Raw genomic sequence first — 12,252 nt, forward strand, 5'->3', positions numbered from 1 at the left:
CGATGTCCTTTCCTCTGCTGACAGCTACGGCGGTGCTCCCGGCGATCGGGGCGATCGCCACGGCCGCCGTACCGGCCGCCCGGCGCACCGCCGCCAAGTGGCTGGCGCTGCTCTTCTCGCTCGCCACGCTCGCCCTCGCGATCACCGTCCTGGTCCGCTTCGACCCGGACGGCGACCGCTACCAGCTCACCGAATCCCACGCCTGGATCGCCGACTTCGGCGTCCGCTACGAACTCGGCGTGGACGGCATCGCGGTGGCGCTCATCGCGCTGACGGCGCTGCTGATCCCGTTCATCATCCTCGCGGGCTGGCACGACGCCGACCCGCTGGAGACCGGCAGCAGCCGGTGGCGGCCGACGCAGGGCTTCTTCGCCCTGATCCTGGCCGTCGAGGCGATGGTGATCCTCTCCTTCGAGGCCACCGACGTCTTCCTCTTCTACATCTTCTTCGAGGCCATGCTCATCCCGATGTACTTCCTCATCGGCGGCTTCGGAGACCGTGCCCACGAGCACGGCGAGAAGGTGGCGGCGACGCAGCGGTCGTACGCGGCCGTGAAGTTCCTGCTCTACAACCTGGTCGGCGGTCTGATCATGCTGGCCGCGGTGATCGGCCTCTATGTCGTCGCCGGGAACTTCAGCCTCCAGGAGATCGCCGAGGCCCGCGCCAACGGCACGCTCGACATGGCGACGAACACCGAACGCTGGCTGTTCCTCGGCTTCTTCTTCGCCTTCGCGGTGAAGGCGCCGCTGTGGCCGCTGCACACCTGGCTGCCCAACGCGATGCAGGAGGCCACCACACCGGTCGCCGTCCTCATCACCGCGGTCGTCGACAAGGTGGGCACCTTCGCGATGCTCCGTTTCTGCCTCCAGCTGTTCCCGGAGGCGAGCAAGTGGGCGACGCCCGCCATTCTCGTGCTGGCACTGATCAGCATCATCTACGGGGCGCTGCTCGCGGTCGGCCAGCGGGACATGAAGCGCCTGATCGCGTACGCGTCGATCTCGCACTTCGGCTTCATCATCATGGGCATCTTCGCGATGACCAGCCAGGGCCAGTCCGGCGCGACGCTCTACATGGTCAACCACGGCATCTCCACGGCCGCGTTGATGCTGGTGGCCGGATTCCTGATCTCGCGGCGCGGCTCGCGGCTCATCGCCGATTACGGCGGAGTGCAGAAGGTCGCCCCGGTGCTCGCCGGCACCTTCCTGATCGGCGGACTGGCGACGCTGTCGCTGCCGGGACTGGCACCCTTCGTGAGTGAATTCCTGGTCCTGGTCGGCACGTTCACCCGCTACCCGGTGATCGGCATCATCGCCACCTTCGGCATCGTGCTCGCCGCGCTCTACACCCTCGTCCTCTACCAGAGGACCATGACGGGCCCGGTGAAGCCGGAGATCTCCGCCATGCCCGACCTCAAGGTGCGCGAGCTCGTGGTCGTCGCCCCGCTGGTCGTACTACTGATCTTCCTGGGCGTCTACCCGAAGCCCCTCACGGACGTCGTCAACCCGGCGGTCAAGCAGACCATGTCCGACGTACAGAAGAAGGACCCCCAGCCCGAGGTGGAGGCGGCCAAGTGAGCGCATCAGCCGTCCACAGCCTGTGGACAACCGCGGCCGACCCGATCTCGAAGATCGACGCGCCGAAGATCGAGTACGGACAACTGTCGCCCATCCTGATCGTCGTCGGCGCGGCGATCATCGGGGTGCTGATCGAGGCGGTCGTCCCGCGCAAGGCGCGTTACTACACGCAGGTGTTCGTCTGCGTCGTGGCACTCGTCGCGGCCTTCGCCGCGGTCGTGGCGCTGGCGGCCGGCGGGTACGCCACGACCAAGGCGGGCATCGCCGCGATGGGCGCGATCGCCGTCGACGGACCGGCCCTCTTCCTGCAGGGCACGATTCTGCTGGCGGGCCTGGTCGGCCTGTTCACCTTCGCCGAGCGGCGACTCGATCCGGCGGCGCACGGCAGCCGGGTCGACTCCTTCGCCGCGCAGGCCGCGTCCGTGCCGGGCAGCGACAGCGAGAAGGCCGCCGTGAAGGCCGGGTTCACCACCACCGAGGTGTTCCCGCTGCTGATGTTCGCCGTCGCCGGCATGCTGATCTTCCCGGCGGCCAACGACCTGCTGACCCTCTTCATCGCCCTGGAAGTCTTCTCGCTCCCGCTGTACCTGATGTGCGCGCTGGCTCGCCGCAAGCGGCTCATGTCGCAGGAGGCCGCGGTCAAGTACTTCCTGCTGGGTGCCTTCGCGTCCGCGTTCACCCTGTTCGGCATCGCGCTGCTGTACGGCTACTCGGGCTCCGTCTCGTACGCGGCGATCGCGCAGGTCGTCGACGGTACGGTGCCGGACGTCACCCCGGCGCTCGCGGACACGATGGGCAACGACGCGCTGCTGCTCGTCGGCGCCGCGATGATCGTCATGGGCCTGCTGTTCAAGGTGGGCGCGGTGCCGTTCCACATGTGGACGCCGGACGTGTACCAGGGTGCGCCGACGCCGGTGACCGGGTTCATGGCGGCGGCGACGAAGGTGGCGGCGTTCGGTGCGCTGCTGCGTCTGCTGTACGTCGTCCTGCCCGGCCTGCGCTGGGACTGGCGGCCGGTCATGTGGGGCGTGGCGATCATCACCATGCTGGGCGGTGCGATCGTCGCGATTACGCAGACCGACATCAAGCGGCTGCTGGCGTACTCGTCGATCGCGCACGCGGGCTTCATCCTCGCGGGTGTCATCGCGACCACGCCGTCCGGTGTGTCGTCCGTCCTCTTCTACCTGGCCGCGTACTCGTTCGTGACGATCGGTGCGTTCGCGGTGGTGACTCTGGTGCGCGATGCCGGCGGCGAGGCGACGCACCTGTCCAAGTGGGCGGGTCTGGGCCGCCGTTCGCCGCTGGTCGCGGCCGTGTTCGCGGTGTTCCTGCTGGCCTTCGCGGGCATTCCGCTGACCTCCGGCTTCGCCGGGAAGTTCGCCGTGTTCAAGGCGGCGGCGGAGGGTGGGGCCGGCCCGCTGGTCGTGGTCGGTGTGATCTCGTCCGCGATCGCCGCGTTCTTCTACATCCGCGTCATCGTGCTGATGTTCTTCAGCGAGCCGAAGCCGGAGGGACCGACGGTCGCGGTGCCGTCGCCGCTGACGATGACGGCGATCGGGGTCGGTGTGGCGGTCACTCTGGTGCTGGGTGTGGCGCCGCAGTACTTCCTGGATCTGGCGAGTACGGCGGGGGTGTTCGTGCGCTGACGAGGCGCTCGCTGTTGCTCGTACAGCAGCGGCCCGGCTCCCTTCGGGGTGTCGGGCCGCTGTGATGTGTGTGGACCTACTGTTCCTTGTCGCGGCGCGTCTTGATCTGGGTCAGGTCCAGGTCGACGGGGAACGGAACGTCCACCTTCATCCGCTCGCGGAAGATTCCCACGCTGGTGTACGTACCGGTCGTGGGCTCCAGCTCGAAGGCGTGGACTGCCGCGCGGCCCTTCTCGTTCTCCACCCTCCAGTAGTGGGGGATCTTCGCGCGGGCGTACTTCAGGGGCTTGGTCTCGCGGTCCCGGGACACGGAGTCGGCCGAGACGACTTCGATGGCCAAGAGGACCGCTTCCGCCGGGAACCGCGTCTGCTCCGAGTCCTCCACGACGTCCTCGCGCACGACGATCACATCCGGCTCGGGCCGGTTCTGGCGGTCGATGTCGATCGTGAACTCGCGGATGACCTCGAACTCCGCCGGGGCCAGGGACTGGAGCTGCCACTTGAAGAAGTCGACAGCGCGTTCGTGAAAGAGGGTCTGCGGACTCACGAAGACCAGGCTCCCGTCGATCAGTTCCGTGTGCGGAGGAAGATTCGGGAGGCGGTCCAGGTCGTCGGCGGTCCAGCCGCCTTCCGGCGGGGTCGGCCAAGTGGGCGTGGACGCCTTCGGTGCGACGCTCATCAGTGCTCCCATGGGACGGAGTCTCGCCGGTGCACTCAGACTATCCGCCGGAAACGGGCAGGTCTCCCGCGAACGTGTGAACGACGGTCGTGTCCTTGACGCAGGGCGTGCGGAGCGACCTGTGGATAACTCCGGGCCTGTCGGTGGTGGCCCCTATCGTGGATGCAGTGGTCGAGGGACGACGTGCGGGGGACATGGCGATGGGTGCGACGGGTGGGATCAGTGAGATGCCAAGGGTGACCGAGGCGGCACAGGCGAGCGGTAGCGAGGCGCTGGCCGCGCTGCACCGGGTTTTCGGGTACGACGCGTTCCGGGGCGAGCAGGAAGCGGTCATCGAGCATGTGGTGGCCGGCGGCGACGCCGTCGTGCTCATGCCGACCGGTGGCGGCAAGTCGCTGTGCTACCAGATTCCCTCCCTGGTCAGACCGGGTACCGGCATCGTCGTCTCCCCGCTCATCGCGTTGATGCAGGACCAGGTGGACGCGCTGCGGGCGCTCGGTGTGCGGGCCGGGTTCATGAACTCCACGCAGGACTTCGACGAGCGGCGGGTGGTGGAGGCGGAGTTCCTGGCGGGCGAGCTGGATCTGCTCTACCTCGCGCCGGAGCGGCTGCGGCTCGACTCGACGCTGGACCTGCTCTCCCGCGGCAAGATCGCGGTGTTCGCGATCGACGAGGCGCACTGCGTGTCCCAATGGGGTCACGACTTCCGCCCCGACTATCTGGCCCTCTCCCTGCTCGGCGAGCGCTGGCCGGACGTGCCGCGGATCGCTCTCACGGCGACGGCCACGCATGCGACGCATCAGGAGATCACCCAGCGGCTGAACATGCCGACGGCCCGGCACTTCGTGGCGAGCTTCGACCGGCCCAATATCCAGTACCGGATCGTGCCGAAGGCGGACCCCAAGAAGCAGCTCCTGGGCTTCCTGCGTGAGGAGCACGCGGGCGACGCGGGCATCGTCTACTGCCTGTCGCGCAAGTCGGTGGAGGCGACGGCCGAGTTCCTCAGCCGCAACGGCATCGAGGCGGTTCCCTACCACGCCGGCCTGGACGCGGGCACGCGCGCGGCGCACCAGTCCCGGTTCCTGCGGGAGGAAGGCCTGGTCGTGGTGGCGACCATCGCCTTCGGGATGGGCATCGACAAGCCGGACGTGCGGTTCGTCGCCCACCTCGACCTGCCCAAGTCGGTCGAGGGCTACTACCAGGAGACCGGCCGCGCCGGCCGCGACGGACTCCCCTCCACGGCCTGGATGGCCTACGGCCTCAACGACGTCATACAGCAGCGCAAGCTGATCCAGATGGGCGAGGGCGACGAGGCGTTCCGGCGCCGGGCAGCCTCGCACCTGGACGCGATGCTGGCACTGTGCGAGACGGCTCAGTGCCGGCGCGGTCAGCTGCTCGCCTACTTCGGTCAGGACCCGGATCCGGTGGGCTGCGGCAACTGCGACACCTGCCTGACACCGCCGGAGACCTGGGACGGCACCGTCGCGGCGCAGAAGGTGCTGTCGACGGTGGTGCGGCTGCAGCGGGAGCGGGGGCAGAAGTTCGGGGCGCTGCAGATCGTCGACATCCTGCTGGGTAAGCGCACCGGCAAGGTCATCCAGTTCGATCACGACCAGCTGTCCGTGTTCGGCATCGGCGAGGAGCTGGGCGAGGGCGAGTGGCGGGGCGTAATCCGGCAGCTGCTGGCCCAGGGGCTGCTCGCGGTCGAGGGGGAGTACGGGACGCTCGTGCTGACGGAGGCCAGTGGGTCGGTACTGCGGCGGGAGCGGGAGGTGCCGCTGCGCAAGGAGCCGAAGAAGCCGGTGACCTCGCGGTCGGCGTCGGGGTCGGGTTCCGCGGGTTCCGGGCGTGGCGAGCGCAAGGCGAAGGCCGCGGTGGCCGAACTGCCGGAGGAGCTGGTGCCGGCCTTCGAGGCGTTGCGTGCGTGGCGTGCCGAGCAGGCTCGGGAGCAGGGCGTTCCGGCGTATGTGATCTTCCATGACGCGACGTTGCGGGAGATCGTGACCGTGTGGCCCGCGTCCGTGCGGGAGCTGGGCGGCGTCAGCGGCGTGGGGGAGAAGAAGCTGGCGACCTACGGCGAGGGGGTGCTCGAGGTGTTGGGCTCGATGCGGGGAGAGCCTGGTGTGGGGGCATCGGCCGAGGCCGATCCAGGGGCTCCGGGGGCAGGCCACGGGGCCGGTCTCGGGACGGACGACTGGCCCGAGATGGAGGCGGAGCCGGAGGACTGGGCCTAGAGGCCGGCAGAGCGGCTCGGCGCCGGGCGCGGGCCCGGCACTGAGGCCGGACGCGGGGCGCCGTGCAGGGACGCCAGCCCTGGCACGACGGTCAGGTCAGCGCCGTCAGCCCTGGAGCGAAGGTGATCAGCAGCGGGAGCAGCGGCACCAGGGCTGCCAGCGTCGTCGTGAGGGCCCGGTGGCGGCGGCCCAGGCGCGGCGGCGGCTGGAGGAGGCGGTTGACGCGTTCGCCCAGGAGACGGTGGGTGGACGCGCAGGAGAGAACGCCCCGGTGCTGGTTGAGTTCGATCAGGGCCAGCGCCGTCGTCAGGTGACCGCAGCGGCGGGACGCCGTGTCGTCGGCGGCCAGTTCGACCAGGCGGTGGGTCTGGTCGCAGAAGTGGGCGAACAACGGGATTCGGGGGAAACCGGTGGCAAGCGCGGTGGAGAGGTGCAGCAGCCAGTCGTGGCGGGCCTGGGCGTGGCCACGCTCATGGGTGAGGACGGCGTCGAGCTGGTGGTCGGTCAGACGGCGCAGGGCCCCCGTGGTGACGATCAGCTGGGGCGGGCTGCCCGGCATCCACCAGGCGTCGGGGTACTCGTCCTCCAGCACCAGGAGCGGGCCGCGCGCCGAGCCGAGTCCGGCGGGCAGGTCGGGGGCGCGTTCGCGAAGGTGGGCCCTGGCCTGGCCGCGTCGCCGACGCGCCTCGACGAGTTCGCGGGCCAGCATCGCGGTCGTCCAGGCGGCCCCGCAGGCCAGCAGCACACTGAGGGTGGCCGCCCAGGCGGGCGCGGTCGAGAGGTCGTACGCCTCGGTCACCGACGGCGGCGCCGGAGCGAAGAGCTGGGCGCGCACCGTGCCGAAGAATGCGGCCGTGCCCAGGGCCAGGGCCGTCAGGCAGCACAGCAGGACGGTGGCGACCAGGCACTGCCACACCCAGAGCGCGACCACGGGTTCCTGTTCCGGCCAGGCGGCCCGGGTCAGCGCTCGGGGGACGGGTACGGCGGCCGTCAGGGCGACGATGCTCAACAGGAGCAGGCAGACGGTCATGCCAAGGGCTCCGGATCCTGGTCAGGGAAGGTGCGGGGGCGGCTGTACGGGGCGGTGGGCGAGGAACACACCCTCCGCCGCCAGCCAGTATGACGGCGACGGCCGTCGGAGTCAGCGGGTAAGAGCCGCCGAACTCGCCTGCGGGCACCGCGCGGACGCCGATATCGACGCCATCCGGCAGCCTGGCATCGCCGTGCGTCACAGCCTACGCGCGCAGCGCCTCCCGGACCGCCGCCATCACCTCCGTGTCATCCGCTCCCAGTGCGCGCGCCTGATCCGCGAACTGCCGTGCCAGTGCGGCCAGTTCACCATGGTCCGGGCGGCGGAGGCCCGCGGGGAGCGGGGCGACGCGGGTGCCCGCGCCGCGCCGGGTGCGGATCAGGGACGCTGCCTCCAGTTCGCGGTACGCCCGTGCCACGGTGCCCGTGGCCAGCCCCAGGTCGGCGGCCAACTGCCGTACCGTCGGCAGGCGTTCGCCCTCCGAAAGGCGGCCGGTGGAGATCAGAGCGGCGAGCTGGGCGCGGATCTGTTCGTACGGCGGGACCGGGCTGGTCGTGTCGACGCGCAGGCCTGCCCCGCTCATCGGCGGCCGGTTCCGTCGGCGCCGGCCCGACGGCCCCGCCATGCCGTCGCGCGCGGCGAGATGATCGTGAACAGGCACCACGGCGCCATGAGGAGGGCCAGCAGGCCCAGCGGCCACAGCACCACTTTCGCGGCGGTCCCCGCGGCACCGTCGCAGGCCGTGCTCATCAGCGCGCCCGATGCCGTCGACGCCGCGCCCAGCAGGGAGGACGAGACCACCAGGCCCCAGGCGGCGACGATCGCCAATGTCCGGTCGCGGCGGGACTGTTCGTCGCCTGGGCGGGTCGCGATGCGCCGCAGGGACCAGCCGCAGGCGGCCGTGGACAGGGCGAGGGAGGCCAGGATGGGAAGGCCGTAGTAGAGGCCGGGCCATGGGGAGTGCGACTCGGTCACGCCCCGGCACGTCACCGTGAGCGCGCGCCCGGCACGGCCCAGGTCGTCCGGCGACGCCACCGCGGCCGCGGCCGCCAGCAGGACGACCAGTGCGGCCGCGAGGCCGAGCAGCAGGAGGGTCATCCGGGGCGGTACGTAGTCGCGGACCCGGCGTGGAGTGAGGCCCGCCGTGCGTACCGCGCCCCGGCGCGGCGCGGTCAGGGCGTCGCCCAGCAGCACTCCGGCCACCGCGCACAGGCCGAAGGCGAGGATGGCGTAGAGGGTGCCCTCCCCGTTGTTCAGGGGCAGCAGCCAGCGGGCGGCCGGCACTCCGACGGCCAGGCCTGCCCAGCGGGCGTAGCGGTCGACGGGTGCGCGGGATGCGGGCGCCGACGTGGAAGGGCGCGAACCGAGTTCGAGCATGACAGACACAGACCCCCGTGGAGACGGCATGAACGCAGACATGGCGCCGACATGTGCACCGGCATATGGGCAGCCGTGTACGCGGACATTTGCGCAGACTTGTACTTACCGCTTGTATCAAGCGGTAAGTACAAGATGCGGCCTCGGTCAACTGCTTGGTACAACTCGCCCGGTGACCTCCCCCAGCCCCACCCGAACCCCACCCGGCCCCGGCGCCCAGGCGGACAGTGTCACCACGTCGCCGTCCTCCAGGAACGTCCGCTTGCCGTCCGGGAGTTCGAGGGTGTCGCGCCCGTTCCACGTCAGCTCCAGCAGTGACCCGCGCTCGCGCTCCGTCGGGCCGCTCACCGTGCCCGAGCCGTACAGGTCGCCGGTGCGCAGCGAGGCGCCGTTCACGGTCATGTGGGCGAGTTGCTGGGCGGCCGTCCAGTACATGGTGGAGAAGGGGGGTTCGGAGACCACGTGGCCGTTGATCGAAACGGAGATCCGAAGGTCGTAGCCGCCGGGTTCCGTCTCGGAGTCGGAGTCGTCCAGGTACGGCAGCAGCGGGTGGGTCCGCTCCGGAGGCGCCACCCGTGCCTCGTCGAGCGCGTCCAGCGGGGTGATCCACGCCGACACCGAGGTGGCGAAGGACTTGCCGAGGAACGGGCCGAGGGGGACGTACTCCCAGGCCTGGAGGTCGCGTGCCGACCAGTCGTTCAACAGGCAGAGGCCGAAGACGTGTTCCCGGTAGTCGCCGAGCGCCACCGGCTTGCCCATCTGAGACGGCATGCCGACCACGAAGCCGACCTCGGCCTCGATGTCCAGGCGGACCGACGGGCCGAAGACCGGGGCCGGATCGGCGGCGGCCTTGCGCTGGCCGGACGGTCGTACGACATCCGTGCCGGACACCACCACGGTGCCCGAACGGCCGTGGTAACCGATCGGCAGGTGCTTCCAGTTGGGAGTCAGGGAGTCCGCCGCGTCGGGGCGGAAGATCTGGCCGACGTTCCGGGCGTGGTTCTCGGAGGCGTAGAAGTCGACGTAGTCCGCGACCTCGAAGGGGAGGTGCAGGGTCACTGAGGACAGTGGGTGGAGGAGGTCCGCGATGGCCTCCTGGTGCGCCGGGACCGTCACCCACGCCGTCAGTGCGCGCCGGACGTCCGACCAGGTCGTGCGGCCCGCCGCGAGCAGTGGGTTCAGGGAGTCCTGGGCGAGCAGCGGGGCGTAGGGGGAGCCGAGCGCGTACGCCGCCTTGCCCGCGTCGAGGACGTGGTCGCCGAGCCGGACGCCGATCCGGCGTGCGGAGTCCGAGCCGGGGAGGGAGAAGACGCCGTACGGAAGGTTGTGCGTGCCGAAGGGGTCGCCCTCGGGGAGATCGAAGGGGGGCATGGGGTGCTGCCTCACTCTCATACGCTCCGTATGCCATTGCCATGTGGTCGGGCACACGTTACGGGTGAGTCGGCTGTCTTGGGCAGTGCGGAGCTCGCGTCGCCGAGTTCGACGAATTTCCTGGTCGGCGCGGTCGGGCGACGTCTGTTCCACCGCATCGACATCACCGTCGAGGAGCTCGCGAGCACCACGTGGGGGTGAAATCGCAAAAGCGGGAGGGCAGTTGCGGGCGCGGAAGCGAACGCGGAAACAGCAGTGGAACCGGAACTGATGTCAACACATGTGAACACAGCAGCCGTCCGGTTCGCATCGAGTCGATGGGGCGTCCTGTCCGTATTCTCTGATCATGGCCCCACCCATCGCATATTCACTCATTGCCACTGACCTGGACGGGACGCTGCTGCGCGGCGACGACACGCTCTCGGACCGGTCCCTCGACGCGCTCGCGCTGGTGGCGGCGGCCGGTGCCCAGCACCTCGTCGTGACGGGGCGGCCCGCGCCCCGAGTGCGGCCGCTCCTCGATGTCCTGGGCAGCACGGGGCTCGCGGTGTGCGGACAGGGCGCGCAGTTGTACGACGCCGGCGCGGACCGTCTGCTCTGGTCCATCACCTTGGACCGGGAGTTGGCGGAGACCGCGCTCGGCAAGATCGAGGCCGAGGTCGGGGAGGTGTACGCGGCCGTCGACCAGGACGGCGTCGACGGGCTCACGCTCATCGAACCCGGGTACCTGATGCCTCATCCCACCCTGCCCGCCGTACGCGTCCGGCACCGCGACGACCTGTGGTGCGAGCCGATCAGCAAGGTGCTGCTGCGGCATCCCACCTTGTCCGACGACGAGTTGGCGGCGACGGCGCGCGCGGTGGTCGGTTCCCTGGCCACGGTCACCATGTCGGGGCCCGGCACCGTCGAACTCCAGCCATGCGGCGTCACCAAGGCGACCGGTCTGGCGCTCGCCGCCGAGCACCTCGGCCTCGGCGCGCACCAGACCATCGCCTTCGGTGACATGCCCAACGACATCCCGATGTTCCACTGGGCCGCCCGCGGTGTCGCGATGGCCAACGCGCACCCCGAACTCAAGGCGGTCGCCGACGAGATCACCCTCTCGAACGAGGACGACGGCATCGCCGTCGTCCTCGAGAGGCTCTTCACGGGGATCCTGGCCGACTTCGCCCAGTAGTGCCCGTTTTTAGATCTGTCGGTAGTGAATTCGCCTGGTAAGGGCCGTCAGTAGGGGCCGTTCACGTTGTCGATCGAGCCGTACCGCGCGGCCGCGTAGTTGCACGCGGCCGTGATGTTCGCGACCGGGTCGAAGGGGTCGTAGACCGTCCCCGGGACGTGGTAGGCCGCGAAGGTGGGGTCGATGACCTGGAGGAGACCCTTGGACGGGGTGCCGGCCGCGGCGTTGGAGTCCCAGTTGTTGATGGCGGCCGGGTTGCCCGACGACTCACGCATGACATTGCGGTAAATCCCGTCGTATGAACCGGGAATTCCGTTTTGCGCCATGATGTCCAGTGCGTTGCGGATCCAGCCGTCGAGGTTGTCCGGGTACGACTTCACGGAGGCCGGGGTGGCGTGGGCGACGGCGGACTTCTTGGCCGGTGCGGACGTCTTCTCGGCCCTCGTGCTCGCCGCGGCGGCCTTCGTCGCCCGGACCTTCAGGTCGAGGCCCGGGTGGATCAGCCGGGGGTTGTCGCCGACGGCCTTGCGGTTGTCCTTGTAGAGCTGTCGCCAGCCGCCCTGCGCGTCGTACCGGTCCGCGATGCCGTAGAGCGTGTCGCCCTTCTTCGTGGTGTACGTGATGGACTTGGCCTTCGCCGCGGACGGCGTGGACTGCGGTGCCGCCTGCGCGACGGCGGGGGCCTGGGCCGGCTGTGCGGCGTCGGCGGTGGTCGCGCTCAGGAGCGGGAGAGCGAGGGCCGCGGTACCGGTTCCGGCTGCGACGACGTGGCGGGTGAGCGGGTTGGTTCTGGGGCGGCGGTGCTTGCCTCGGGCCATGGCGCTGTTCCTCTCCGACGCCTGCGAGGTGAGCTGTCGGGTTCGGGCGGGAGATGCCCGGCCGCGCCGCCGTGCGGCAGCGCGAACTTCACCCCGAGCCGGTCCGGTGCGCCATCAAGGCGGCCGGTCCGGCGACTTACCTGGGTCCCCCGCTCCTGCCGTGCGTGAGTGAGTGGGTGGGTGGCTCGGGCGGCGGCAGGATTCGGCGTCCGCCCGACTGAGCGGGAACGTATGCGAGAGCACATGACCGGAACAAGTGTCATGGTCACCTGTCATGCCTGTTGACCATGGCCTGGTGTGTATGGGGTGCTTGATCCTTTGCGGTTGCCAAGCCTCAACTTGCGCT

The 12,252-nt window shown here is 70.0% G+C and carries 11 protein-coding genes and 1 riboswitch; of the genes, 5 read left to right on the forward strand and 6 right to left on the reverse strand.

Annotated features, from left to right (window positions below; all coding sequences use genetic code 11):
* The first annotated feature begins 2 nt into the window (after positions 1-2).
* Positions 3-1,574 (forward strand): NADH-quinone oxidoreductase subunit M, encoded by a 1,572-nt coding sequence (locus ACIREI_RS29720; protein WP_403339146.1) that lies wholly within the window; start codon positions 3-5, stop codon positions 1,572-1,574.
* On the forward strand, positions 1,571-3,220 hold the full coding sequence (nuoN, locus tag ACIREI_RS29725; RefSeq protein ID WP_403339149.1) for an NADH-quinone oxidoreductase subunit NuoN: 1,650 nt from the start codon (positions 1,571-1,573) through the stop codon (positions 3,218-3,220). Before ACIREI_RS29720 ends, nuoN begins: the two co-directional genes overlap by 4 nt.
* 76 nt (positions 3,221-3,296) lie before the next feature.
* On the opposite strand, the gene ACIREI_RS29730 is transcribed toward nuoN, so the two are convergent.
* A complete protein-coding gene (locus tag ACIREI_RS29730; protein ID WP_403339151.1) occupies positions 3,297-3,899 on the reverse strand; it encodes a Uma2 family endonuclease in 603 nt (200 codons plus the stop codon).
* Positions 3,900-4,099: 200 nt separating this feature from the next.
* On the opposite strand from ACIREI_RS29730, the gene recQ reads away from it, so the two are divergent.
* On the forward strand, positions 4,100-6,133 hold the full coding sequence (gene recQ, locus ACIREI_RS29735; protein ID WP_403339431.1) for a DNA helicase RecQ: 2,034 nt from the start codon (positions 4,100-4,102) through the stop codon (positions 6,131-6,133).
* Between the two features lie 91 nt (positions 6,134-6,224).
* Here recQ and ACIREI_RS29740 read toward each other — a convergent pair whose 3' ends face one another.
* The 4 genes from ACIREI_RS29740 to fahA all read right to left on the reverse strand — a co-directional run bounded on the left by ACIREI_RS29740 (position 6,225) and on the right by fahA (position 9,911).
* A complete protein-coding gene (locus ACIREI_RS29740) occupies positions 6,225-7,163 on the reverse strand; it encodes a M56 family metallopeptidase (RefSeq protein WP_403339154.1) in 939 nt (312 codons plus the stop codon).
* A gap of 205 nt (positions 7,164-7,368) precedes the next feature.
* Positions 7,369-7,746 carry a GntR family transcriptional regulator gene (locus ACIREI_RS29745; RefSeq protein ID WP_403339157.1) on the reverse strand — a complete coding sequence of 126 codons (378 nt, stop codon included), beginning with the start codon at positions 7,744-7,746 and terminating at the stop codon, positions 7,369-7,371.
* Positions 7,743-8,540: a hypothetical protein gene (locus tag ACIREI_RS29750; RefSeq protein ID WP_403339160.1), complete on the reverse strand. Its 798-nt coding sequence runs from the start codon at positions 8,538-8,540 to the stop codon at positions 7,743-7,745. Before ACIREI_RS29750 ends, ACIREI_RS29745 begins: the two co-directional genes overlap by 4 nt.
* 147 nt (positions 8,541-8,687) lie before the next feature.
* Positions 8,688-9,911, reverse strand: a complete 1,224-nt coding sequence (gene fahA / locus ACIREI_RS29755; RefSeq protein ID WP_403339163.1) for a fumarylacetoacetase — start codon at positions 9,909-9,911, stop codon at positions 8,688-8,690.
* Between the two features lie 78 nt (positions 9,912-9,989).
* Between fahA and ACIREI_RS29760 the strand changes: the two genes are divergently transcribed.
* Positions 9,990-10,112, forward strand: coding sequence for a hypothetical protein (locus tag ACIREI_RS29760; protein ID WP_403339166.1), 123 nt, complete (start codon positions 9,990-9,992; stop codon positions 10,110-10,112).
* Positions 10,113-10,257: 145 nt separating this feature from the next.
* Positions 10,258-11,088, forward strand: coding sequence for an HAD family hydrolase (locus tag ACIREI_RS29765; RefSeq protein ID WP_403339169.1), 831 nt, complete (start codon positions 10,258-10,260; stop codon positions 11,086-11,088).
* Positions 11,089-11,135: 47 nt separating this feature from the next.
* Here ACIREI_RS29765 and ACIREI_RS29770 read toward each other — a convergent pair whose 3' ends face one another.
* A complete protein-coding gene (locus tag ACIREI_RS29770) occupies positions 11,136-11,906 on the reverse strand; it encodes a transglycosylase SLT domain-containing protein (protein ID WP_403339172.1) in 771 nt (256 codons plus the stop codon).
* Between the two features lie 5 nt (positions 11,907-11,911).
* A riboswitch (cyclic di-AMP (ydaO/yuaA leader) is annotated at positions 11,912-12,087 on the reverse strand.
* Positions 12,088-12,252: the final 165 nt, after the last annotated feature.

This window comes from Streptomyces sp. NPDC093591, assembly GCF_044764885.1.
Classification (GTDB): domain Bacteria; phylum Actinomycetota; class Actinomycetes; order Streptomycetales; family Streptomycetaceae; genus Streptomyces.

Coding starts and splice junctions, on each gene's coding strand:
- recQ (WP_403339431.1), top strand. CDS start 4,100: ATGGGTGCGACGGGTGGGATCAGTGAGATGCCAAGGGTGACCGAGGCG.
- ACIREI_RS29730 (WP_403339151.1), bottom strand. CDS start 3,899: ATGAGCGTCGCACCGAAGGCGTCCACGCCCACTTGGCCGACCCCGCCG.
- ACIREI_RS29750 (WP_403339160.1), bottom strand. CDS start 8,540: ATGCTCGAACTCGGTTCGCGCCCTTCCACGTCGGCGCCCGCATCCCGC.
- ACIREI_RS29740 (WP_403339154.1), bottom strand. CDS start 7,163: ATGACCGTCTGCCTGCTCCTGTTGAGCATCGTCGCCCTGACGGCCGCC.
- ACIREI_RS29720 (WP_403339146.1), top strand. CDS start 3: ATGTCCTTTCCTCTGCTGACAGCTACGGCGGTGCTCCCGGCGATCGGG.
- ACIREI_RS29770 (WP_403339172.1), bottom strand. CDS start 11,906: ATGGCCCGAGGCAAGCACCGCCGCCCCAGAACCAACCCGCTCACCCGC.
- ACIREI_RS29765 (WP_403339169.1), top strand. CDS start 10,258: ATGGCCCCACCCATCGCATATTCACTCATTGCCACTGACCTGGACGGG.
- ACIREI_RS29745 (WP_403339157.1), bottom strand. CDS start 7,746: ATGAGCGGGGCAGGCCTGCGCGTCGACACGACCAGCCCGGTCCCGCCG.
- fahA (WP_403339163.1), bottom strand. CDS start 9,911: ATGCCCCCCTTCGATCTCCCCGAGGGCGACCCCTTCGGCACGCACAAC.